A 22,166-nucleotide genomic window follows, 5' to 3' on the forward strand; every position below is an offset into this window, starting at 1 on the left:
GGGGTATCGGCGGAGAGCACTTGTTCCGTGACGGTCGTATCCCTACGACACATGAGTCGCTGGCATGGGGAACGGCGCAGTTCGGGGCCACCATGGCGGACGCCAAGCGGCCCTGGTCACGGCCGTGAACACCGACGGGCTGCAGCGACCACGGCAAGGGTGGCGCGGGGAACGATGCCGAAACTTCGATTCGCCGTCGATCGTTCCTGCCCGAACGCCCTTCCAGTTGCCTGGCCTCCACAGGGGTGATCTTCTGAAGGAGGGGAGGCTCCCAAGAGAGGCTTCCATGGGACGTTCAATCGCGATCTCGATCGGCGTCGCGAAGGTCACGAATGCGGACGCGTATTTTCCCGTTCTGCATGCCGCCCCAAGAGACGCTGAAGCCTTCGCCGCATGGGCGGAGCGCCAAGGCTTCGAGGCCACCACATTCACCGACGCGCAAGGGCCGGTACGCCTAGAGGACGTGGTCAGGCCCATAGCAGCCGCGATCAAGGACGCCGAGGCCGGACTGGTCAAGCGACTCTTCGTCTACTTCGCGGGGCACGGACTGGACAACGGTACTGGGCAGGACTGCTGGCTACTGAGCGATGCCGTCAGCGATAATGTCCCGCCCTCGCAGGCTGTCAATCTCACGTTGAGTAAGCAGAACGCTTGGCAATCTTGGATTCGGCACGTGGTGTTCATCAGCGATGCTTGCCGAACGCAGTCAAACAGGTGGAGGATCACCGGATCACCTCTGATCGGGCTGCCGACGGAGCCGAGCAAGGTGACGGTTCAAGGGCGAGAGATCGACGTCTTCTATGCCACACGCCCCGGAGCCGATGCCCAGGAGATTCCCCCCGGGGATGATCCGGAGACACATGGCTACGGCTTGTATACGCGCTACCTAATGGAGGCCCTGTATGGCCAGGCTCCCAACGCAATTATCGATACGCCAGGGGGGGAGTCCGAGCGTGCTGTCACTTCACATGAGCTTCGTGATGACTTGTACGAAAGGTTGCCTTGGGCAGACGAGGAACCATGTCTCATCCAGCGCCCAGAGGCGGAGCCTTCTTCCAAATGGAAGCCACACGTGATCGCCTGGATTGACGACGGGCAGGAAGCAGCTACACGATTGTCCCAGGAAGCAGAGCACAGCAAGTTTGCCACCCCACATCAGCGACGAGCCGCAATCCCTGACCCGGACGGCGAAGAACAATTTAACCCGGAGCCTGAAGAGCCCGCCCTACTGGCCGAGGTAGCCGCGAATCGCCAGAGTTCAGCGATCGCGCGGAGACAGTTCTTTGCACACGCTGACACGGCTTCACCTCGCGCCCAGAAGATGGGTCCCGAGAACGGCGCCCACGCCGGCGTTACTGTTCTCGGTGCTCAAATCGGCAAGGTGCTACTCAAAAACGAAAGGGTGGCTCCTTACATATTCAGCGAGGATCGCACACACGGTCTCGGCCGCAATGAGCGAGCAGGACCCGCTTTGCTTCTCCTAAAGCAAAGCGGGGAAACTGATCCAACATGGGCAGCAACCACAATTCTGCCGAACCGGCTCACACAAATCCGCGTGGGGCCTAATGGCGTCGAGCACGTGGCCTACCTGAGTCTCGAAGACCACAATGATCCGGAAGTCGTGGCCTGGGCCACAGCTCGGGCTCGATGGGGGTCCCCCTTCTCCGAACATCCGAGGGTTAAGGCCGCACTGTGGGAGGGATTTGACCCAACCCTCGCAGTGCTATTCGCGCATTCGATGAGCTCGCTTGGGAAGATAAAAGAAGTACAGCGACTGCTCCAGCATCTACAAATTAACGCACAACCGATACCCTTCGACGTCGCATTGATTGCGCGGAATCAAATGCCGTACGCAAAGGAGGTTGTGCCAGGCTATCCGCTGACTGCTCGCGGTTGGCATATTCTGTCTCAGGTGAAATATGGTGGGGTTCTATCGAAATTGGCACTTCCCCACCTAGCCCCAGCCTTCTGGACCACACTAATCGACCCCTCGCCAACACTACTGCGATTCCTTCTCACTTCCGACGGCTAACCCCACCCAGTTCTTACCGAGAAGACGGAAGGCGATCTCCCATGCGCCTCGTATTCATCCACGGTCGAGCTCAGGGCTCGTCGAGCAGCGAGAAGATCGAAGAAGACTGGCTTCGAGCTGTAAAAATCGGCTGCACAAAATCCGGAGCTCAGCTGCCATCCGACCTGGACATCAGGGTTCCGTTTTATGGCAAATACCTTGATGAGGCGACTGCGGGCACCCAACAAAGGCAGACGGTTAGTCGCGGTGACGGGCCCCAGAACTCCTTCGAAGCGGAGACCATACTTGCGCTGGCCAAACAAGCCGGCATCAGCGTAGAGGAAATAACCGCCGAAATGCAAGACCCGGAAGTTCTACGAGGGCCAGAAAACTGGCGTTTGACGCTAGCGGCAATGCGACTTCTCAGTCGGCGCGCCCCCTACATAACCGAGTCGTATATTCGAAAATTCACTGCCGATGTGCATACGTATCTAACGCGACCCAAGGTTCAACAGCAAGTAAATACGATGATCAGCGAGGCCCTCGGTGAAGGACCTGCGGTCATGATTGGGCACTCTCTCGGCTCTGTCGTAGCCTATTGCACGCTGGCTTTCCATAAATCCCCCCCAACTGTTCCGCTCCTGGTTACCGTGGGGTCTCCGCTTGGCATTCCCACTATCAAGTCATACCTCCCCAAGCCTCTCGGACCGCCCCCCGGAGTCAAAGTGTGGTACAACGCCTCTGACAAACGCGATCCTGTCGCGCTATTTCCTCGACTTGAACGCGAACACTTCCCGGCAGAGGTCATAAACACCAGTGATGTAAAGAACCCAAAGGAAGATGCGCACGGAATCGCCGGCTACCTCAGCGACCAGTTTGTAGCGGGGCAAATTGCGGCGGCCCTTTCGCGGGAATGAGCCGCACATGACGGGTGATTCAGTTGAACCAGCCCGCAGCCTGTACTGGCGGGCGGGGGTTATTCCGACCGTGCACTATTCCCCCTTCTTCTGGGCTTGCTGCTGCCCGCAGCTCAGTCCGCCAGGTAAACAGTCACATCGCTAGACACGCCAGGGCCATCCAGATACTTCGCTGTCAGCGCTCCCGCGAAGATTCGATGAACCAGGCCTCCTGGGGCTTCGCCGAGCACGGCTGAACAGTCGGGGTCCAGGTACGGCTGGCCGAGACCTGGCAGCTGGGGTCCTGCTATACGCGCACTTCAGATGACCCCCGCCGCGTGTCGGAACGATGCTCGCTGCCATCGTCAGCACCCGCTTACACAGCCCGAGCGCCCTCCGGCACGGCCGTTGAGTCCCGGCGTTGCGCGGTGGGGATGACTGCATTCCGGTGAACTCTTCGCCCGATCGGAAAAGAAGCGTCGTATGCGACAAGGTTTCGCATTTGAGCCATGCGAGCTTGGATCGATCTGTTCAAGGCAACCGCCGTCGCAGCTCGCTTCCGGGGCTGAGGCGTTTCGTGCTCGATCTGTTGTCGACAGCCGAGGAGGCCAGTATGGGAGTCAGGGACACCCGAAACGCGCTCGACGAGAACGACCCTTCCTTCCGCGACGCGCGAGGGGTCGAGATCACCGTCACCGCCGGCCGTGCGAAGGTGCACATCGCGGCGCGCAACGGTCAGCTGTACGTGAACGCAGACCGCATCGAGGACGCTGACACCGAGGTGGCGTCGTTTGCCGTCGACGAGGGCGACGGCGAGGCCGGCCTGTCCGAGGTCGCGGTCATTAGCCAGATCAATGAGGCCTGAGGTCCCGAGCCACGTCGACCTGGACTGCACGATCGCGCCGTCCACGTCGATGGATCTCGCGTCCTTGCTCAGCGACGTGCGCTCTGCCGGTGTGTGGGACAACGCGTACAAGCTCTGGCAGGGGGCCGTCGACCCTGCAGACTTCATCAACGCGGAAGAGATCGAGCGGTTGCTCACCGCGAGTCTGATTCGCTGGCCGTACTTCATGGTCCTTCAGGACGGGCACCGGCCGGACCCCGCTAGCTATACCGTCGCCCGCGACGTTATCGGGCAAAGCCGCGGGGGGTTCGCCGACGCCGCGAAGATCCGCCGCCTGATGCAGCAGGGTGCCACCCTCAAACTGAGCCAGTTGTCGGACTGGCACCGCCCGACCCGCGAGGCGGTGCGGACGATCGAGAAGGTCATTCCCGCCGCCGTGGCGACGTACGTCTTCTGGACGCCCCCCGGACAGCGAGGAATGCTGCCGCACCGGGACGCCTCACACGTCCTCGCATTGCAGATGGAGGGCCGCAAGGAGTGGCGTCTGTACGCCCAACCCGGCCAGATCGCGAGCACCGCAGGTCTGGACGTCGACGCCCGCTACCCCAGCCACACCGTCGTGCTTGAGCCTGGCGATGCCCTCTACCTGCCACACGGCTGGCCACACGACGCGAACGCCGTCGACGGCTCCTCGCTGCACCTGACCTTCACGCTGACCGAGCCGACGCCGGACGACCTGATCGAAGCGGTGCTTCGGCGCTTCTGTGTCCAGCACCACGACCTCGTCCACCGCCACCACGCGCGGACGCTCCAGCAGAAGTCCGAGGAAGTTCGGGCGGCGTTGGCCGCAGTGATCGACGGCTACGATGCCGACTCCTGGCTCGAATCGGCTCTCTCCGAGATCCGGAAGGCGGTCGGATGACCAACAGAACCGTCGAAGCCCCCGCACAGCCCACCACGCCCCTTCGCCTCGAAGACTTCGTCGGCGACGTCGACCACTTCTTTACCGAATACTGGGCACGCGAACCCGCATTCCTTCGTGCACAAGCGGACTTGACCACGCTCATCAGCGAACAGGAGATGTGGGACGAGCTGGAATGCGGATTGCTGAGCCGTCCGTACTTCACTGTCTTCGACCACGGCACCCGCGCTGCCATCGCCGACATCACCACAACACGCACCGTCGTGGGCCATGAACTGCAGGGCTATGCAGACCCGGTCCAGATCCGACAGCGCTTCGCCGCCGGCGGCACGCTCAAGTTCAGCCAGGCAGAGCACTGGCATCCACGAATCCGTGCACTCGTCAAGGGGCTGGAGTCACGCTTTCACGGTGGACTGGAGGCTTTCGTCTTCCTCAGTCCCCCGGACCGGACCGCTATGTCGGCGCACACCGACGGCGCGCACGTGTTGATTCTTCAGGTCTCCGGCACGAAGGATTGGGTGCTGGGACGCCTTGACAGGACGTCGCACAGCGACTCGACCCTCCATGAGGGCGAGATCCCACCTAGGCTCCGGATGGAGCGGACGCTCCGGCCGGGTGACGTGCTGTACATGCCGCACGGGTGTCCGCACTACGCCACCGCACGCAGCGGCAACTCGATCCACGTCGCAATCACCGTCGAGGAGCCCACCTCAGTGGACCTAGCGAGCGTCTACCTCGCGGGCCTGCTCGGCGACCGGCGCTACGATGCCATCTCCGCGAACCACCACACCGAAGGAACTCTCGCAACGATCGAGCGACTACGCTCCGCCCTGGGGTCGTTCCTCGCCGATAGCGAGAGCTCGGACGTCCTCGACAAGGCGGTCAACCTGCGCCGGACGCACAGGTGAGCACATCCGCAGTGGCAGCGCGCAATGACATGCGGACCTGCCCCGTCGCCGAGACACGAAGCCGTCTCGAACGGCTAATCGCGGCACGCGGTATCACGAGGGTCGCGGAGCTCACCGGGCTCGACGTGCTCGGAGTCCCGGTCTTCTCTGCGATCCGCCCCGCGGCGGCGACACTCGTCGCCAGCGCCGGAAAGGGACACGACCCGGACGCGGCGTGGGTCTCCGCAGTCATGGAGTCCCTGGAGGTCCGCGCGGCCGAGCAGTACCGGCCGCCGGTCGCGGCGCGTGGCACCGCTAGGCTCGTCGAAGCCGGTTACGGCGTCCGTGGACTCGCCCTCCATCCACTTTCGCTCGTCGACGACACGACGACACTGGCGTGGACCCAGGCCCTCGACCTCCGGAGCGGCGAGCCGAGCCTGGTACCAGCCACTGCCGTGGGCCTTCGCGGCTGGACCGGGGACTCGTGGTGCCCGCCGCTGTTCGTGACGACAAGCAACGGTCTCGCTGCCGGTAACGACGTCGACGAGGCCACCGCGCACGCGCTGCTGGAGCTGATCGAGCGCGACGCCCTCGCCCATGCCGACGGCGCGACCCGCACGGCGGTGGCGCCGCACTCGCTCGGCGAGGGCGCCTCGCGACTCGCCCACCAGGTCGCGGCGGCGGGCGGCGTACTCGAACTCGAACGCCTCACCAGCCTCCTCGGCACCGCCGCGTTCGTCTGCTACCTCACGCAGGAGGAGATGCCACAGGTCTTCGGCGGCACGGGATGTCACGTCGACCCAGCAATCGCCTCCGAACGCGCGATCCTCGAAGCGGTGCAGAGCAGGCTGTCCTTCGTGAGCGGGCTCCGCGACGACCTCGACGCGACCTCCTATCGACCGTCCCTCACCGCCACCGCACGGCGCTCGCCCCGGCCCGTGATCGACTTGGCTCCCCAGTGGAAGAGCGCTACCAGGGCCTCGGCTCGCGACGTGTGCGACCGGTTGACCGCCGTGATCGCCCAGCATACGGAGCGCCCTATCCTACGGGTCGACTTGACGCCCCCCGACGAGCCCTTCCCCGTAGTCGTGCAGATGTTCGCGCCGGGCCTTCGACGCTCGCCCTCGGCGCCGTCCCCGCCCCCTGACGAGAAGTTCCGGCCATGAGACGCCGCTGTTTCGCCTTCATCGGTCCCTCGCTCGCGGCGGGTGACCGTCCTGTGCTGCCGGGCGTGGCATACAGGCCGCCCGCGCGCCATGGCGATCTGTTCGGCCTCGGCCTTCGACGTGGCGACTCCGTGCTCGTCGTCGACGGTCTATACCAACATGTCGCCCCACTGCGGCACAAAGAGATCCTCGCCGCACTGGCTGGCGGCGTACGCGTCTACGGCGCGGCGAGCTACGGGGCGCTGCGCTCGGCGGAACTCGCGGACCATGGCATGGTGGGCGTCGGCCGTGTTGCGGCGGGGTACCGCAGCGGTGAACTGACCTCGGACGCGGATGTCGCGGTGCTCCACAGCGACGACGAGGCCTGCCGCCCATTCACGATTGCACTGGTATCCCTCCGCACGGCCGCCCGCGCCCTCGCGGAGGTCGGCCGGATCGACCATGCCGCAGCGGACGGGGTGATCGCGATCGGCTCCGATCTTCACTACACCGAGCGTGCGCCCCGGGCACTTCGAGCCCGGGCGGCGGACGCCAACGTTGGTGAGGCGATGGACCTGACGCTGGCCGAGCTCATGGCGGGGCGCGACATCAAACGACAGGACGCGCTGGAAGGACTACGACGCCTCGGCAGAGGGGCCAGCGACAGCGATGCCCCCTCAGCGACACGCTGGGACTCCTCGTTCGGGGCCGAGACAGCGTTTGAGTACATGCCGGTCCCGGCCAGCAGGGTCACCGGCCGGCAGCTGCTCGCCTGCCTCCAGGTGTTCGCGTCCGATTATCCCGAGCGCCACCGCGCATACGTCTACCGGATGGCGCGGGCATCGTCGTCGGGCCCTGGCGCTGGGTCTGTCCTCACCTCGGCAGGGTTCGACGTCCCTGCCGTGGCTGCCGGACGCTACGCAGGCAGGACGCGGGCGACCGAGCACTGGTCGCGGGAGGAGCGGGCCCTGGTCCGGACGTTCCGGCTGCCGCCGGGTCGCTGCGTCTACAAGGACCTCCCTCCCGAAGCCCTCGGCGGACAATCACTGGCCGAAGTCCTCGAATGCTCTGCGGATCTCGTGCCCCCGTATCCCGTCGAACGGCGGCTCACAGGTGCGGCTCTTGCCAGGCTCTGGGGTGCGGCGACTGATGAAGAACTTCTTTTGTCGGCACTGGAACGGGGATTCCGGGACCTTACCGAGGCGGTTGCCGTCGGCCGGACCCTCGATCTGTCACTGGGTGCTACCCGGTGACACCACCCTCTGCGTCGGGAGTCGTCGAGCGATTGGTCCGCGCGCCCAGGTTCTCCGCCGTCGAGGCCTACGACGGCGCGACCATCGTGATGCGCGCCGACGTGGCGAGCCGGCGCATCGACCGGCTCCTGCCGGTGCTGCGCTGCTACCGCCTTGAAAAGAGCGAAACCTGGTCGGTGGCATGGTCGGTCCGCGGGTACGCGGCGGCGCTCATCGAAGACTCCGCGGTGGCGTATGCCACGGTGCGCGCGGGCGGACATGAAATTCGTCGACGGGAGGCCACCGGCGAGGACGTCTCGTGGCAGGTGCTGCCCGGGCAGCTCGGAGCCATGGCCTTCGACCCCGCCACAGGGGACCTGGCCTGCACGGCACGGATGACGGGTACCGAAAACGGCGCACGTCGTCCGACTGCATTCACGCGATCGGACGCGGCATGGTTCGACGACCAGAGTGCGGCACTCGGCACCGCACGGCACGGCGTCGGTGTCTGGCGCGTGTGCGTGTTGCGGACTGAGTTATCGGTCGTCCCCGTCGCCGTCTCCGACGATGTCACCTTGACCGGCGAGCTCGCATGGTTGAGCGGCGGGAGACTGGTGCTCGGGGCCGCCCGATATCTGCGCGACGGGAGACGACGGTTCGGGCTGCTTGTGGCTGATCCCGGCCATGGACCGCGTGTCGTCTTCGACGCCGAACTCGACCTGACCGGGCCGGTCGCCGCGCCGGACGGCAGCAAGTTGGCCTGTGTCGGCACGACAGTACCGACCGGGCACGAGCCGGTGATCCAGAAGCCCTGCCTGCTCACCGACGGCGACGCCGTGTCCACCCTCGACACCGGGGACGACCGGTGGCATCGGCCCGTCGGCTGGGCCGACCCGTCACGGCTCTGCTGCATTGCCGAGGACGGAGCGCGGCGGACACTGATCGTCCACAATCTCGCGACGGGCGATCGGTCGGCAGTGGGCTTGTCGGCCTCGGTGGTCGACGCGGCTCCTACCGCGATCGGCTCTGCCGTCATCGTCTCGTCCCCAGGAACACCACCCGTGCTCGGCGTCGTCGATCACGCCAGCGGGGCACTCGAGGAAGTCCAGCGCACGCCGGGGATCGAGACGCCCGGCCGCCTGCGGCGCGTCCCGCTCGCGGACGGCGAGACTGGTCTATCTCTCTCCGCGTGGCTGTGCGAGCCGCCGGGCCCACCGAGGGCGCTCGCGGTGGTGTTCCATGGCGGGCCTCTCAAGAGCTGGACGGACTGGCCCTGGCGGTGGAACCCCTGGCCACTCGTCGCCGCCGGACTCACGGTGGCACTCGTCGACCCTCCCATGTCCTTGGGCTATGGCTCTGCGGCTGTGGCGGCTGGTTGGCGTCGGTGGCGCACCGGCATCGCGGAGGTCGCGGCGCGGCAGGTATGCGAGGTCCGCCGCGTCACGGCTCTCCAGGACGCGCCACTCGTGCTGCTCGGCGGGAGCTTCGGCGGCTACCTGGCGCTCGCCACTGCCGCGGTGCTCCGTCCCGCCCTGGTCGTGGCGCATGGTAGTCCGGGGGACCTCCGTCAGGTCGCGTCCGTGAGCGACGTCGGGTGGCAATGGATCCGCGAGTACGGCGATCCCGACACCGAGCGGGATCGCTACGACGAGCAGAGCCTGCCAGCCGCCGGTATTCCGCCGGGGACGCGGGTGCTGCTCTCGCATGGCGTCAATGACGAGCTCGTCCCGGCTGGCGAATCCGTGCGGATTCATCGTTCTTTGGTCCGGCAGGGCATCCGGAGCGAATTGGTGCTCTTCCCCGGGGAGGCACACCCCGTTTCTCAGCCGAGCAATCTCACGGCCTGGTTCGCCTGGATCCTCGGTGCATGCAAGGAGGAACTCGGCAACCGCCGCCCGGCGCAGGGGTCCACGTGACGAGCGAGCCCGTGACCCGGTCGACGCTCGTACGCGGCATGGCCGAACTGGGGGTGGGCGAGGGCCGTACCGTGCTGGTCCATGCGTCACTTTCGCGATTCGGCTACGTGGTCGGCGGCGAGCACACCGTCTGCCTGGCGTTGGAGGAAGCGCTCGGGCCTCGGGGGACAATCGTGATGCCCGGGTTCTCACCCCAGCTCGTTCACCCCGCAGCATGGCGCCCGGCCCGTCTTAACGGGGCCGATCCCGGCGCACTGGCCGACGACATGCCCTCCTTCGACCGCGCTTCGACTCCGGTGGCGGCGACCATCGGGGTCGTGGCCCAATGTTTGCGGGCGATGCCGGGCACGCAGCGCTCGGCGCATCCGCACACGTCGTTCCTCGCGCGGGGGCCGGAAGCCGAAGGCATCGTGACGGACCACCCGCTGGAGTACCGACTCTCGACACTCGGACCACTGGGGCGGTTGTGGGCCCTGGATGCCGTCGTTCTCATGCTGGGCGTTTCCTGGTCCAAATGCACCGCGATCCACATCGCGGAGTACTCGGCTCCCTATCCAGGACGTCGGCAGGGCCGCTGGCCGGTGCCAGTTACTGGCCACGCCGGGGTGCGCTGGGTCGACGTACCAGAACTACTCCTCTGGGAGGGGGACTTCGAGCGCTTGGGGCGCGATTTCGAGCAGGCGCGTCCCGAGTCTGTGCGACGCTGCCGGATCGGTGACGCTGACTGCGTCTCAGCGTCGCTGCGGAACCTCGTACGGTTCGCGGTGCGCTGGCTGCCCGCGCACCGCGACCTGCGGGGCCTAGCCGACCCGCCGGGCTGGTCCGGCGTCGAGCCAGCAGCGGGCGTTCTCCCCGGCGCATGAACGTCGGCACACGGCCACGCTCCTGCGGACCTGCCATGCTGAGAGCTCGTCACAGGATCTCGATGGGATGTTCTGGTCAGCCGTAACCGGTGTGACGATTCGCCAGCGCCAGGAGAGCCCTCGTACAGCTCCGGCAGGTCTGATGGGCCGTACGGCCGCCGATCGGGGCAAGGTCGGGCGAGTGTGTGGCGCACGCCGTCAGGGGCTCGCCGCCTCCGAACATCACGCCGTAGTGGGCGACGCCGTTGGTGCGGCCAATGGAGAGTCGGATCAGGGGGTAGGGCAACGGGCCTCCTGGTGGCCGGAGAAGTGGGCATACCGAAGGGGGCTGCCGTCGGCCTGGGGGAAGGACAGACTGCAGCCCGTTGGTGCAGTCCGGCAGCGTCAGCCGGGGAGGCTGAAGGTCAGACGTCCCGCGGCGAGTTCCGGCAGGATTCGGCGTCGAACCGGGGCAGGCGAGGCGATTGAAGCGGCGAAGGCCGCGACCAGGTCGTGCGGGGTGCTGGCGCTGAAGGTCGCGCACCAGAGGTAGGGGGCGCCGAGGACCGGTTCGGCCCACGCCTGCCAGCCCACAAGGTCCGGGCGCGGGTCCCCGTCCTGGATCCCCGCCGGCAGCTCCCCCCATGTGAAGCCGGCAGACATTCCCGCGTCCCAGGCGGTCGTCTCCGGGTGGTCGAAGTCCCGGGGCCAGCCCAGGGCCGTCAGCGACGACATGACGGCCTCCGGTCCGCAGTAGTTGACGGTGGGATCGGTCCGGGCCTCGACGGCGAGGAGGAAGTCCGCGACGGCCTCGTGCGGGGTATCTGGCGTGAAGTACGCGTTCCACTCCGCCAGGGCATCGCTCCGGTGTGTGCGGGCGGAGATCTGCCATGCCACGGGCAGTCCGCCCAGCAGGAAGGCGTGCTCGGTGCGGATCCACTCGGCGCCGCACAACCCGTTCGGGCTCAGGAGGAGCAGGGTGCTGCGGGCCGTCGTCCAGCTCGTCCAGCCGGACTCGGCGAGGGTGTCGCAGATCCGGTCGGCGAGGACACCATCGTCGCCGGCAAGGTGGCGGGGAGTGACCCAGTACGAAGGGCCGGGGTTGGGGGTGGACGGGTAGCGGGAAGAGCGGGGGTTCAGGGGCGCCTCCAAGGCGGTACGGAACGGGGAGCGGACTACTGGTTGCCGGTGGCGTTTCGGCGCCGGCGGGGCGGGGCTTCGAACGGCTTGTGCCAGGTCAGGTCAACGGCCACAGACTTGGGCAGGGGGCCGAGCTGCTCGCCGCCGTCGGAGATGTAGACGACGGTCCGGCCCTGCGGGTCGAGGGTGCTGACGATGGGGCCTGCCGTGTGCTCCATCGGGAAGAGCGGGTTGATGGCCATCCGGCAGATGGCATTACCGTCGAAGGCAGAGAGTCGCTCGATGATCTCGCTGACGGTGTACTCCGGGTTCAAGATGTTCTCCTTCATCGTCAACAGGACGCGTGCGCGCGGATCGTGCCGCAGCGCACGCGGGGTGAGGTTCAGTTCGAGCGTAGGGGCGCGGTGGCGATGACCTCGGCCACCACTGCTGCTACGAGCTGGGCGGGGGTCTCGGTGTCGAAGGTGACGCGATACCCGGGAACGGTGGCCGTGCCGGTGACGGCGATCACCCAACCGTCGCCATCCGTGCCGGGCCTCCCCGTAGGGAACCAGCCGAGGTAGAAGCGGCCGTCGCGGGAGTTGATGTGCATATCGGCCCGGTCGTCCACGACGAGTTTGAAGTCCTCGTCGGTGAACTGGTCGATCACCATAGCGGGCTGCCCGGGGCCAAGTCGCCAAGTGCGGAGCCGAAGGGCCTCGATCGTCGTAGAGAATCCGGGTTTCGCTGTGTCCACGGTCAACGGCAGACACCTCTCTGACCTGGGGTTTCTTGGGAAGGTGTCTACGTTGACATTCGTTGCGGCGTTACACCAGTCTTTTGGGATTCTTTCTTGTCTGCCCCGGGCGAACTGGCACTTCAGGGTGTTTGTGGGATTTCAAGTTCGGCTGCACAATCTCACCACCCACTTCATATCCACTGCATTCTCGACTGGCCGAGGAAACCCGCGCAGCATCTCGCGCCTTGTCTTGGGTCATGCTTCCCTGTGAGCCCCGCACAGCGGTGCGGGGCTCGGGATAGTGGGTCAGACGCAGGTGCAACCGAGTCGGCGGGCGCGAGGTCTCGGTCAACGCTCTGGAGTCGGGGCAACTGGGATCGAGCATCACGGAAAGTCAGGCCTGGGGGGGCCAGCTGTGCGGCACGGGCCCGGGGGTTACTCGGCGGCGGTCAGTCGCTCGATGCTGGCGCGTAGGCGCGTGCGTCCCCAGTCAACCGCGGGGCGGCCTAGCAGTCATCGGCCGGCATGCGCGCAAGGCTGCCTCCGGGCGCGAACTCTGGAGGAAGTCGGACTGGGGTGGAAGGCTGCTCGACGACATCATGGGGACGTTGGACGTCGAGGCCTGTCTCACGGGCGAGACCCGCTTTGGCGGCTGCTGTGTAGACATCGAGGGTGTTGTAGCTGGCGCTTTGGCGGAGCTGTTCCAGGTGCGCACGGAGTTCCGTGCGTTCCTCTGCTGTCGGCCAGGTGAAATCCGGGGAGGTCTTCTTCCAGGTGTGGGCCCAGATATCTTCCGCGTGCAGGAGGCGCGGATGGGAGCCGGTGATTTCGTGCTGCTCGGCACTCAGGCCTACGTAGAGGTCGGTGGTGTCGCCGAGGCCAGCAGCGGCAGCGGCGAGGATCACGGGTACGGGGTGCGCGCCGGCTTCATAGAGCTGGGTGCAGTTGGCCCAGAGGGAATCGAGGACTTCCTTGGACGGCGCCTCCCCGTGCGAGAAGTACCAGGCGTGTTCGAACACGGAATGCGCCACGTACTGCCTGGTGAAGTTGTGCTGGTCGTCAAGGTGCTGGAGGGCTTGGCGGGCATCGGCCGTGGAGAACCAGGCCCCCTGCTCGGCGGCCTGGACGAGCTCGGCCGCGGTGCGGCCAGAGGCCAGAGCCTCATGAGCGGTCGTCCGGAACTCCGCTTCATGTTCCGGGGTCGGTCCCGGCAGGAAAGAGGCCCACTCTTGGCCCCAGAGAAGGAGCGCTGTCTCAACAGCGAGCGCATCCACGTCGCCCGTGTCGCCAGCTTTGGTGAGGTTGACGGCGGGCGGTGCGAGATAGGACCGGGCCTCTGCCTGCAGGGCGTGGATCTGCTTCCAGGCTATGCCGCAGCAGTACTTGAACTTGTTCTCCGCTTTCACGGAGTCGTAGCCCATGGAGGTGTCGACGATCTCTTCCCATACCCAGGACGGCAGTCCCGCGGTGCGGAAGCGTTCGATGCTTGTCTTCCACCCGGCGGGCAGCGGAAAGGTCTGGCGCGCCGCGCCTTCACCTCTGCCCCAGGCGTTCCACTGAGCGAGGAACACCTGGCGGTACTCCTGCTTCGGTTTTTCCTGCTCGAGCAGATTGTCCGCGGCCCGCTGCATGGCGGCGGCCCAGCGTATCGCGTCTTCGGCGACATCGGCGACGAGGTCTGCTCCCACGGTGCTGCTGCTCTTGCCGTTGTTGCAGGGCTCGCAGCTGGTGACCAGGTTGTCGGCTGTGTCGGTGCCTCCGAGCGCGACGGGCACGACGTGGTCGATACGGAGGGGGACTGCAGGTGCGGCGGCACCGCAGTATCGGCAGGTGTGATTGTCGCGGCGCAAGATCTCATAGCGCAGGCGCTTCGATACGGGCATGAGGGCGTCCTCCGGCCAGGTCCGGTGCTGGTGGGATGAAGTGGTGCTCGCGGGCCGCTGCCTTTGGCGCGGGCGAGCGCTGGGGGACTCAGCCCCCAGCTGGCGGTAGCGCGAGATCAGGGCGTGGGATGGCCGGCATGCAGAGAGACGAACCGGCAGCGCTCCTCTTCGAGGAAGAGCTGCGCGGAGCGGGTCTGGGAGGAGCGGGGGCGCAGCACTGTCAGTGTCGACGCGGCCGAGTCGTCCTCACGGCGGGTGAACCAGGAACTGTTGTCGCGGTGGAGCGCCAGGATCGAGTCCGCGCCTCGCAGCTCTGGCGGCAGGTGCTCGGCGCTGATGATCTCGTCCTTGGACTCGGTCAGTACCCGGGCGGTCACCAGGACGGAGATCTGGTTCTCCTGCGCGATGCGACGTGCCTGGTGCATGGAGTCGGCGAGATCGAGGCCGTCGTCGGTGAACTGACTGAAGTGCTGGATGGTGTCGAGGACCCAGAGGCCCAGCCGCCGGCCACGAGCAATCGCCATGGTCCGGCCCTCCCTGAAGACATCCCGGACCGCGCTACCAGGGCTCGGGTTGTGAATGAACAACGGCAGAGACCCCATATCCGCGGTCACCCTGGCCTTGAAGGCATCCCAGCCCTCAGGGGGAGCCTGCCTGCGGACATCGAACCCGTACTTGGCGGTCAGTACCTTCCGCCAATGACCCTCGTCGGAGGTCTCACCCGAGGTGAATAGGCAGGCCATTCCCCGCTCGGTGTTGTGAGCCGCGATGTTCAGCGCCATGGTCGTGCGCCCGGCGGTGGGCAAGGACACCAGAACGGTGACGCCACCGGGCTCGAAGCGGACCAGCTCATCGCTACCCCGCCATGGAAGAGAAGGTGTCAGCGACCCGTCGGCAGGTTGGGGGTGTGAATGTGTGCCGTAGGCGGCGGGGTTCGCCTGGATCTGAGGCGGGATCACGGCGGGCTCTGCGGCAGCCAGGATGTGCACGGCGCGTTCCCGGCCGGCGGCGTCCAGGGATGCGGGGAGGAGGCCCCGCTCGGCGGCGAGACGTACGCGCCTCAAGGCTTCCTGATAGCCGCAGCCGATGCTCTTGTGCAGCGCGCGGGCGATCTTCTGCTGGTGGGTGGTGTTGTGGTGCGGCTTGGCGGTCACAGCGGTCTCCTGCACCCCTGGCGTACGCCGTCCCACCCCGACTACCGCCAGGTGCATGGAGAGTCTGGACTCGGCAGCACCAACGAACCTCTCGCATCCCAGCGGCCGCTCGGTTCGCCGACGACGGAAGGTGGGTTCCGCCGCAGCGCGCACAGACGAGGTGCGCTGAATAGACGGTAACCGCTCGGTTGCCCTGCGGGGAGCTGTTGGCGAGACCAGTTGGTGAAAGACCGATCCCGCACACCGAAGTGAGGCATCCTCTGATGAGGTCCGAGCGGTCGGGCCTCGGCTCTGGGAGGGGCGATGGACAGCAACCACCTCATCAGCGATGACGAGACCCGGAAGATCGCAGAGGGGTTCCTAGCTGACTCCGTGTGGCTCGGAGACGTTACCTGGGCCGAGAACATCGTCATCGGTCCCAACGCGGCGCACCACGCTGGCTTCGAGGGACGGTTCCCCAAGGATGCCCAGCTCGCCGAGGGACAAAAATGGTCATGGACTGTGCGCTTCACAGACCCAGCCGAGATCGAGAAGTCCCTATCTCACGAGATCGTCCTCGCGGGACTGACTCGCATCGTCTACGGCGACCACGACTCCCCGGATGGATGGAGTCACATGGGGATCCGCCAATGGTTCACCGAACCTGCTGACGAGCGTAAGCGGCTGACCCTCTCCGCAGCGGACCACTCTCGGATCTGCCAGAAGGCTCTCTACGACAAGATCGTGTATGAGCCGAGGACAGAAGGCTTCCCGAAGAGCGACTGGTTCGAAGACCAACGCGGTGGCTCTGGCGGCGAACCGAAGAACACTCCCTGAGCGGTTGCAGGCGTTGCCGGGCATGCCAGCAACTCTGCCATGCAGCCCGGACAGCACGAGCCGACAATGGTGGGCGCTGTCAGCAGCGAGCTCTAGGATCCCGGCATGATTTCCCCGGAAGAGATCGAGCAGATCATGACGCGGATCGAACTCGAGGGGGACGGTGAATTCTGCGACTGTGGGGCATGGGCGGCCCGCCTGGTGCGGGGCCGTGAGTGCCAAGGGTGCTACCGGATGCGCCGGGGCATTGTGAAGTACGGGCTCACCATCCCCCAATACAACGCCATCTGGCGCGCGCAAAATTTTCGGTGCGCCCTCTGCGGCGACAATGAGGAGCCCTGCGACGGCGGTATCCCTCACGTCGAACCACGCCCCTGGCAGATCGATCACGACCATCACTGCTGCGGCATGAAGGGCTCCAGCAACCGCTGCTGCGTTCGCGGGATCCTCTGCCGCCCGTGCAACCTGAACGAGCTGGCGCCGTATGAGCGCAAGCGCCGTCGCGGCGCCGGCTTTGCGATCCCGGACATCGACGCCTACCTAGCCAACCCGCCGGCGCGCCGACCAGAAGCCCGTGTCATCCGCGGCCGCGACGATGCCTACCTGCCGACCTCCTGGGCCTTCATACACGATGCGGAGGTGGTCAAGCACGGGTATGTGAGGTGGTCGTGAGCGTTCCACCGCTGAGGCCCCGCCGCCCCCTGGGCTGTCGGGAGCCTCCAGAACTTGGCCCGTGTCTCGCCTCATCCCCGCGGACAAGCTTGCGGCGGCCCCGGTCGGTTCCTGAACGCGGTCAGTCCTCGCCCTCTCTCCAGCCCGGCAGCGTCCGGGCGAAACTCGCCTCGCCTCCTCGCGCTGATGCCGTCGCGGGACCAGCGGGGCGGCGAGGTGCTCGCGCGGCAGCGCTGGCTCACCGACGCCCTGGTTCCACGCGGTGCTGGGGTGCGAGGACTTGCCGAGCCTGGGCCTGCCGATCGACAGCATGAGGAAATGCCAGGCTCGTCAGACTGGCTAGATGTGCCATCAACCTGAGACAACGGAAGAACAGCTGGTAAACGACCCCAGCCTGAGCCACGAGCGGCGAGACGCTACAGCGTTCCAACAAGAGGTCGGCCAGACCGTTCCGCCCCTTTATGGCATTGACGCCGAGGCAGTCTCCTCCAAGGGGAAGGGCCGCCGGGCCGAACGGTCTTGCATGCCACCCTGATACCGATAGCGGTAAAGGGGGGAGATTCCCCCCGCAGCCTCCCCCGATTCCGCTAGAAGGGGGCCATGACCAAATTCGATGATCCGTGGCTGGTCGACGCGATGTGGCGGGCGACCGACCTGACACGTGCCTACCTCTCCCAGAACCGGGCCCACGTCGAAAGGTGCCTCGCGGACCTGGACACCGGTCGGATGGAGCGAGTGCTGGCCTGGCTGGTCCTCGACCACGACGAGCTCTTCGACCGGCTGGGCGAGCCGTCGATGGCGGTGCGGGAGATCGACGCGGTGGCAGCCTTGTCCCCCTGGAGAACGAGTTCGCGACGACGTCAGCTGTACGCCGAGTCGCATTGCGGGAGACGGGACTCACTGCCGCAGTGGGGGACCTGGCGCTACCCGACCAGGTCCACGCGGTCTCAGTCTGCACCGCGGTCATGGCGCTGCAGGCCCTTGGCCGTGTCAGCGCGCTAGATGAAGTCGACGCGAAGGCCGTGGAGTACGAGCGGATGGGCTATCCGAGGCCCTACCCAGTCACCTGAGCCTTGGTCCCCTACTCCTGGAAAAGGAAGAGCCGGGATGGCACAGGAGGGCAGACTTGTTGGTGTGCTCTGAGAGGGCGTTTACGTAGATTAGTTCGACTATGCGGCTTACGTGAGCACCCTAGTTCCCCATATTTTGTCTTGTAGATGTCAATTAGCCAAGGGTCAGGCTCGAGTCTCGCCGCCCGTCTCATCCGTTTCTATGCATGGAAACCCGTCTGACGTAGAGATGCGGCAGAACCTCCTGCTCTCTCGGGGAACGGAGCCTTCCGGCTTGTTCGTGATCACGCTGTGCCGTGAGTGAGCGCAAGCCGTACCCCAGCGACCTGTCCGACGCCCGATGGGCCCTGATCGAGCCGACGTTGCAGGCCTGGCGGAATGCCCGGCTCGAACGTCGCCCCACTGGAAAGCCGGCGCAAGTCGATTTACGCGACGTGTTCAACGCGATCCTCTACTTGAACCGCACCGGAATCCCCTGGAAGTACCTCCCGCACGACTTCCCGGGCCACGGCACCGTCCACTTCTACTACGCCGCCTGGCGCGACGAGGGAATCTTCGCTCAGCTCAACTACGATCTCACCGCACTCGCGCGCGTGAAAGAAGGGCGCAAGCCGGAGCCGACCGCCTCCGTCATCGACACCCAGAGCGTCAAGACCTCCACCAACGTGCCCCTGACCAGCCAAGGAACCGACGCCGCGAAGAAGATCGTCGGCAGGAAGCGGGGCATCCTGACCGACACGATCGGCCTCCTCCTCGCCGTGACCGTCGCCGGCGCCGGCCTCTCGGAGAACGCCATGGGAATACGCCTGCTCGACCAAGCGAAAGAGACCTATCCGACCATCGCGAAAAGCTGGGTCGACACCGGTTTCAAGAACGCCGTCGTCGAGCACGGAGCCCGCCTCGGAATCGACGTCGAAGTCGTGAACCGAGACCCGGGAAAGCGCGGCTTTCATGTCGTCAAAAGACGCTGGGTAGTTGAGCGGAGTATCGGATGGATCATGATGCACCGACGCCTCGCCCGCGACTACGAAACCCTCACCGCCAGCTCCGAAGCCATGATCCACATCGCCTCGATCGACAACCTTGCCAAGCGCATAACGGACGAGACGACACCCACCTGGCGAGGAACCTACTAGGGCATAAACGGCAATCTGCCCACCTCAAACGCCCTCTGAGGTCGGGGCCGCGGGGTGAGAGGCGGCGACGCAGTCGAGTCAGCTGGCCTGCTTCACGGACTGGGCTTGCGGTGGCGTCCGGTACCCGGGGCCAAGGGGTTACGCCCCATGACCGGGCCGGTCGCCTCGGCCTGGTCGGCGGGCGTTCTTTCCGGCGGCGGGTAGAGGGCGAGCCGGGCCGCTGCGTAGTTTTCCACGGTCATGAGCGGCTGCCAGGCGAAGCCATCCCACTCCAAGATCATGCGCGGGGCGTCGGGGTCGATGTGGGCGGCGCGCTGCGGGCCGGTGCCGAGGGTGATGGCCTTCAGTTCGCCGGGCCTACGCAGACGCCCTTGCCGGCGGGCAGCCCAGCGTTCGAGGGGTTCGTCGGTCATGGTCGTACCTCCGTGAGGGGCAGCACCCTACCGAAGTCGGACAGCCAGCCGCCCCCTTCTCCCGGGATGGAAGGAGGCGGCTCCAATTCGGAGTGCCCAACTTTACCGAGTGTTACCGGAGTCACTGGAATGGGTGACAGCTGGGAACTAGTGCCGTCTGTCGATCGTCTTGCTGGGTCAGTGGCCTCGCGTCCGTAGCCGAGGCCTGATTTCCTGCGGAGGTCAGCCTTGCCCAAGCCTGTAGGCAGATACGTCTACTGGTCCGAGAGGCTCGTCGGTGAGGTGATCGACGACAACGGGATTCGACTGGACCCTCGCATCAAGCCCGCCTTGAATCTTGGTCTGGCGGGGAACGGCGTCAATCTCGCCAGCCGGGACCGCGAGAACACCACCTTCGACATTGCCGAGAAGCTGAAGAAGAAGCTCCGCAGGTCCATCGTCACGGACCTCGACGCCCCGACTTCCGGGCAGTACGTTCAGGGAGCGGGCTGGGCCGAGGTGGCGGAGTTCCAGCGGTGGGGGTTTCCCGAGCACCGCCTCCCGGGGCGGACCGCCCTGACCCATATACAGACCGTCACTCAACAGGGCCGCCGTGTCGACCTCTGCCTGTTCGGAAGCCTGAAGAACCTGAAGGGCTACGACGTCCCGGAGGAAGACTCTGCCGGCGGATGGACCTCGTCGAATGCTCCGTTGATCGAGGAGTTCATGGCCCGCATTAGCGCGGAGGTGAGCGCCAGGAGGGGACCGGCGTATTTGCTCGACGACGAGGAGGCCGCTCTGGAGATCCTCAAGGTCTCGCTGACGCAGGGTATCTACGGCCACCCGGCTGATCACCAGGGGCGTCCCGAAACCCGCGGCTACACGATCATGGGGTTCGACGCGACTGAGTACGTGGCCGTCATCTACAAGGACGTGACGCTCACGCCGAGCCGATGGAACCTCCGAGGCGACCCGGAGCTGGAGGGCGTCAGCCGCATCCTTATTGGGGCTCCATTGTGGATGCGCACGACGCGCCAAGACAGCATCAAGGTGCACTACGGAGAGAACAGGGTGTTGGTCCCCAGCGTTTGGGACAGTCGGAATACGCCTGCCATTGCTCCCGCCCCCGGGCGGACTGCGGGGGATCTCCCGCCGTCCACCCAGCAGGACCCAATGCCCGGCCAGGCCCCGCACCCCGGTCTCGACCCGGCAAACGTCACTGGATCTCGACCCCGACGCTTTCGAGGCAGCCCAGGCTGATCCAGGCAAGGGCCGCGAGCATCTCGGCCTGACGGCTCGACTGCGCTGTGAGCACGTCGATTCGCCGACGGGTTCTTCCTTCAGTTGGCCACCGCGATCACCACAGTCCGTAGCCTCATCCACAGGACCTGGTACACCCACCGCTGGGACACTCGCCCCACCAGCCCCCGCATCCGGTAACCCCCAGCTCACCGCCAACTGGCGGACGCTCTTACAGAGCAGGGCCTCGGCGATCGGAGGTCTGGCGGTTCGTGGTGGTGGGCATCTCCTGTTCCGCCGCGGACTGCGTACGATTCCACTAGCGTGTCCTGGCATGACGGTGTTGATCATCGGCGGCAGTGGATTCCTGGGCACAGAGCTGCTGCGCCAGGCGACGTCCGCCGGCCGCTCAACGGTCGGGACGTTCAACTCCCGTCCCGGCGTGGCCCCTGGCACCTCGTGGCACCACCTGGACCTACAGGACCACCGGCGTATCGACGAAATCCTCGACGCGGCGCAGCCCAGCGTGGTGATCAACTCCTCCAGCGGGAACAGCAACTGGGCGGTCACCGCCGACGGCCCTGGCCGTATAGCCCAGAGCGCGGCGGGGCGGGGCATCCGCCTCGTGCACGTCTCCAGTGACGCCGTGTTCTCCGGGAACCGCGGCTCCGGCTACGACGAGACGGTGCTCCCCGATCCGATCACGCCCTACGGCGCGGCGAAAGGGGCCGCCGAGACCGCCGTTCGCCTCCTGCACCCTGCCGCAGCCATCGTGCGGACCTCGCTGATCATCGGGGATGGCGGGTCTGCCCACGAACGGGTGGTGCACGAACTGGCCATTGGCTCAAGGTCAGGAGCCCTGTTCACGGACGATGTGCGTTGCCCGGTGCATGTCGCCGATCTGGCTGCCGCGCTCTTGGAACTCGCCACCTCCCGGGTGGCTGGCATCGCCCATGTCGCTGGCTCCGAGGCCCTCACCCGGTACGAGCTCGGTGTGCTCATCGCGCGGCGTGACGGCCTCGACCCCTCGCTGTTGCCCGCCGGTCGCCGGGCGGATACCGGGCTCCCGGGAGCCCTCGACGTGCGTCTCGACTGCCGGGCCACGCAGCAGCAGCTAAGTACCCGATTCCGTGGAGCCCACGAGTTCCTCCGACAGGGCTGAGAGGGGCGGCTGCGAGGAGCAGCCTGGAGCAGAGACACACGAAGGCCCCAGGAACCGGTCGGGCTCGGTTCCTGGGGCCTTGGCGTTGG

The 22,166-nt window shown here is 66.1% G+C and carries 21 protein-coding genes; 15 read left to right on the forward strand and 6 right to left on the reverse strand.

The window, feature by feature from the left end:
- Positions 1-286 precede the first annotated feature (286 nt).
- The 9 genes from AB0M76_RS18375 to AB0M76_RS18415 all read left to right on the forward strand — a co-directional run bounded on the left by AB0M76_RS18375 (position 287) and on the right by AB0M76_RS18415 (position 10,716).
- The gene (locus AB0M76_RS18375; RefSeq protein WP_365953805.1) at positions 287-2,032 is read left to right on the forward strand and encodes a caspase family protein; all 1,746 of its coding nucleotides are present in this window, start codon (positions 287-289) and stop codon (positions 2,030-2,032) included.
- Positions 2,033-2,073: 41 nt separating this feature from the next.
- Positions 2,074-2,928 carry a hypothetical protein gene (locus AB0M76_RS18380; RefSeq protein ID WP_365953806.1) on the forward strand — a complete coding sequence of 285 codons (855 nt, stop codon included), beginning with the start codon at positions 2,074-2,076 and terminating at the stop codon, positions 2,926-2,928.
- A 556-nt stretch (positions 2,929-3,484) separates the two neighbouring features.
- A complete protein-coding gene (locus AB0M76_RS18385) occupies positions 3,485-3,772 on the forward strand; it encodes a hypothetical protein (RefSeq protein WP_365953807.1) in 288 nt (95 codons plus the stop codon).
- 64 nt (positions 3,773-3,836) lie between these two features.
- Complete coding sequence (locus AB0M76_RS18390; protein WP_365953808.1) at positions 3,837-4,673, forward strand: cupin domain-containing protein; 837 nt, start codon at positions 3,837-3,839, stop codon at positions 4,671-4,673.
- Positions 4,670-5,581 (forward strand): cupin domain-containing protein, encoded by a 912-nt coding sequence (locus AB0M76_RS18395; RefSeq protein ID WP_365953809.1) that lies wholly within the window; start codon positions 4,670-4,672, stop codon positions 5,579-5,581. The genes AB0M76_RS18390 and AB0M76_RS18395 overlap by 4 nt, the downstream gene beginning before the upstream one ends.
- 29 nt (positions 5,582-5,610) lie before the next feature.
- Positions 5,611-6,726: a YcaO-like family protein gene (locus AB0M76_RS18400; RefSeq protein ID WP_365953810.1), complete on the forward strand. Its 1,116-nt coding sequence runs from the start codon at positions 5,611-5,613 to the stop codon at positions 6,724-6,726.
- Positions 6,723-7,958, forward strand: coding sequence for a TfuA-like protein (locus AB0M76_RS18405; protein WP_365953811.1), 1,236 nt, complete (start codon positions 6,723-6,725; stop codon positions 7,956-7,958). The genes AB0M76_RS18400 and AB0M76_RS18405 overlap by 4 nt, the downstream gene beginning before the upstream one ends.
- 32 nt (positions 7,959-7,990) lie before the next feature.
- Complete coding sequence (locus AB0M76_RS18410; RefSeq protein ID WP_365953812.1) at positions 7,991-9,853, forward strand: prolyl oligopeptidase family serine peptidase; 1,863 nt, start codon at positions 7,991-7,993, stop codon at positions 9,851-9,853.
- The gene (locus tag AB0M76_RS18415; protein WP_365953813.1) at positions 9,850-10,716 is read left to right on the forward strand and encodes an AAC(3) family N-acetyltransferase; all 867 of its coding nucleotides are present in this window, start codon (positions 9,850-9,852) and stop codon (positions 10,714-10,716) included. Before AB0M76_RS18410 ends, AB0M76_RS18415 begins: the two co-directional genes overlap by 4 nt.
- Before the next feature lie 384 nt (positions 10,717-11,100).
- Here AB0M76_RS18415 and AB0M76_RS18420 read toward each other — a convergent pair whose 3' ends face one another.
- The 5 genes from AB0M76_RS18420 to AB0M76_RS18440 all read right to left on the reverse strand — a co-directional run bounded on the left by AB0M76_RS18420 (position 11,101) and on the right by AB0M76_RS18440 (position 15,590).
- On the reverse strand, positions 11,101-11,847 hold the full coding sequence (locus AB0M76_RS18420; protein ID WP_365953814.1) for a DUF317 domain-containing protein: 747 nt from the start codon (positions 11,845-11,847) through the stop codon (positions 11,101-11,103).
- 23 nt (positions 11,848-11,870) lie between these two features.
- Positions 11,871-12,164 (reverse strand): hypothetical protein, encoded by a 294-nt coding sequence (locus AB0M76_RS18425; protein WP_365953815.1) that lies wholly within the window; start codon positions 12,162-12,164, stop codon positions 11,871-11,873.
- A gap of 53 nt (positions 12,165-12,217) precedes the next feature.
- Positions 12,218-12,577: a DUF317 domain-containing protein gene (locus tag AB0M76_RS18430; protein WP_365953816.1), complete on the reverse strand. Its 360-nt coding sequence runs from the start codon at positions 12,575-12,577 to the stop codon at positions 12,218-12,220.
- A gap of 482 nt (positions 12,578-13,059) precedes the next feature.
- Positions 13,060-14,436, reverse strand: a complete 1,377-nt coding sequence (locus AB0M76_RS18435) for an HNH endonuclease (protein WP_365953817.1) — start codon at positions 14,434-14,436, stop codon at positions 13,060-13,062.
- Positions 14,437-14,552: 116 nt separating this feature from the next.
- Positions 14,553-15,590 (reverse strand): DnaB-like helicase C-terminal domain-containing protein, encoded by a 1,038-nt coding sequence (locus tag AB0M76_RS18440; protein WP_365953818.1) that lies wholly within the window; start codon positions 15,588-15,590, stop codon positions 14,553-14,555.
- Between the two features lie 303 nt (positions 15,591-15,893).
- Here AB0M76_RS18440 and AB0M76_RS18445 point away from each other — a divergent pair, with 303 nt between their 5' ends.
- The 4 genes from AB0M76_RS18445 to AB0M76_RS18460 all read left to right on the forward strand — a co-directional run bounded on the left by AB0M76_RS18445 (position 15,894) and on the right by AB0M76_RS18460 (position 19,284).
- Complete coding sequence (locus AB0M76_RS18445) at positions 15,894-16,406, forward strand: hypothetical protein (RefSeq protein WP_365953819.1); 513 nt, start codon at positions 15,894-15,896, stop codon at positions 16,404-16,406.
- Positions 16,407-16,511: 105 nt separating this feature from the next.
- Positions 16,512-17,078, forward strand: coding sequence for an endonuclease domain-containing protein (locus tag AB0M76_RS18450; protein WP_365953820.1), 567 nt, complete (start codon positions 16,512-16,514; stop codon positions 17,076-17,078).
- Between the two features lie 600 nt (positions 17,079-17,678).
- On the forward strand, positions 17,679-18,080 hold the full coding sequence (locus AB0M76_RS18455) for a hypothetical protein (RefSeq protein WP_365953821.1): 402 nt from the start codon (positions 17,679-17,681) through the stop codon (positions 18,078-18,080).
- A gap of 364 nt (positions 18,081-18,444) precedes the next feature.
- A complete protein-coding gene (locus AB0M76_RS18460; RefSeq protein ID WP_365953822.1) occupies positions 18,445-19,284 on the forward strand; it encodes an IS5 family transposase in 840 nt (279 codons plus the stop codon).
- Between the two features lie 92 nt (positions 19,285-19,376).
- Here the strand turns inward: AB0M76_RS18460 and AB0M76_RS18465 are convergent, their stop codons facing one another.
- The gene (locus AB0M76_RS18465; protein ID WP_365953823.1) at positions 19,377-19,697 is read right to left on the reverse strand and encodes a DUF6087 family protein; all 321 of its coding nucleotides are present in this window, start codon (positions 19,695-19,697) and stop codon (positions 19,377-19,379) included.
- A gap of 228 nt (positions 19,698-19,925) precedes the next feature.
- Between AB0M76_RS18465 and AB0M76_RS18470 the strand changes: the two genes are divergently transcribed.
- The gene (locus tag AB0M76_RS18470) at positions 19,926-20,936 is read left to right on the forward strand and encodes a hypothetical protein (protein WP_365953824.1); all 1,011 of its coding nucleotides are present in this window, start codon (positions 19,926-19,928) and stop codon (positions 20,934-20,936) included.
- Positions 20,937-21,249: 313 nt separating this feature from the next.
- Complete coding sequence (locus AB0M76_RS18475) at positions 21,250-22,077, forward strand: sugar nucleotide-binding protein (RefSeq protein ID WP_365953825.1); 828 nt, start codon at positions 21,250-21,252, stop codon at positions 22,075-22,077.
- Positions 22,078-22,166 lie beyond the last annotated feature (89 nt).

Origin of the sequence: Streptomyces sp. NPDC051364 (assembly GCF_040682115.1) — a bacterium.
Lineage (GTDB): Bacteria > Actinomycetota > Actinomycetes > Streptomycetales > Streptomycetaceae > Streptomyces.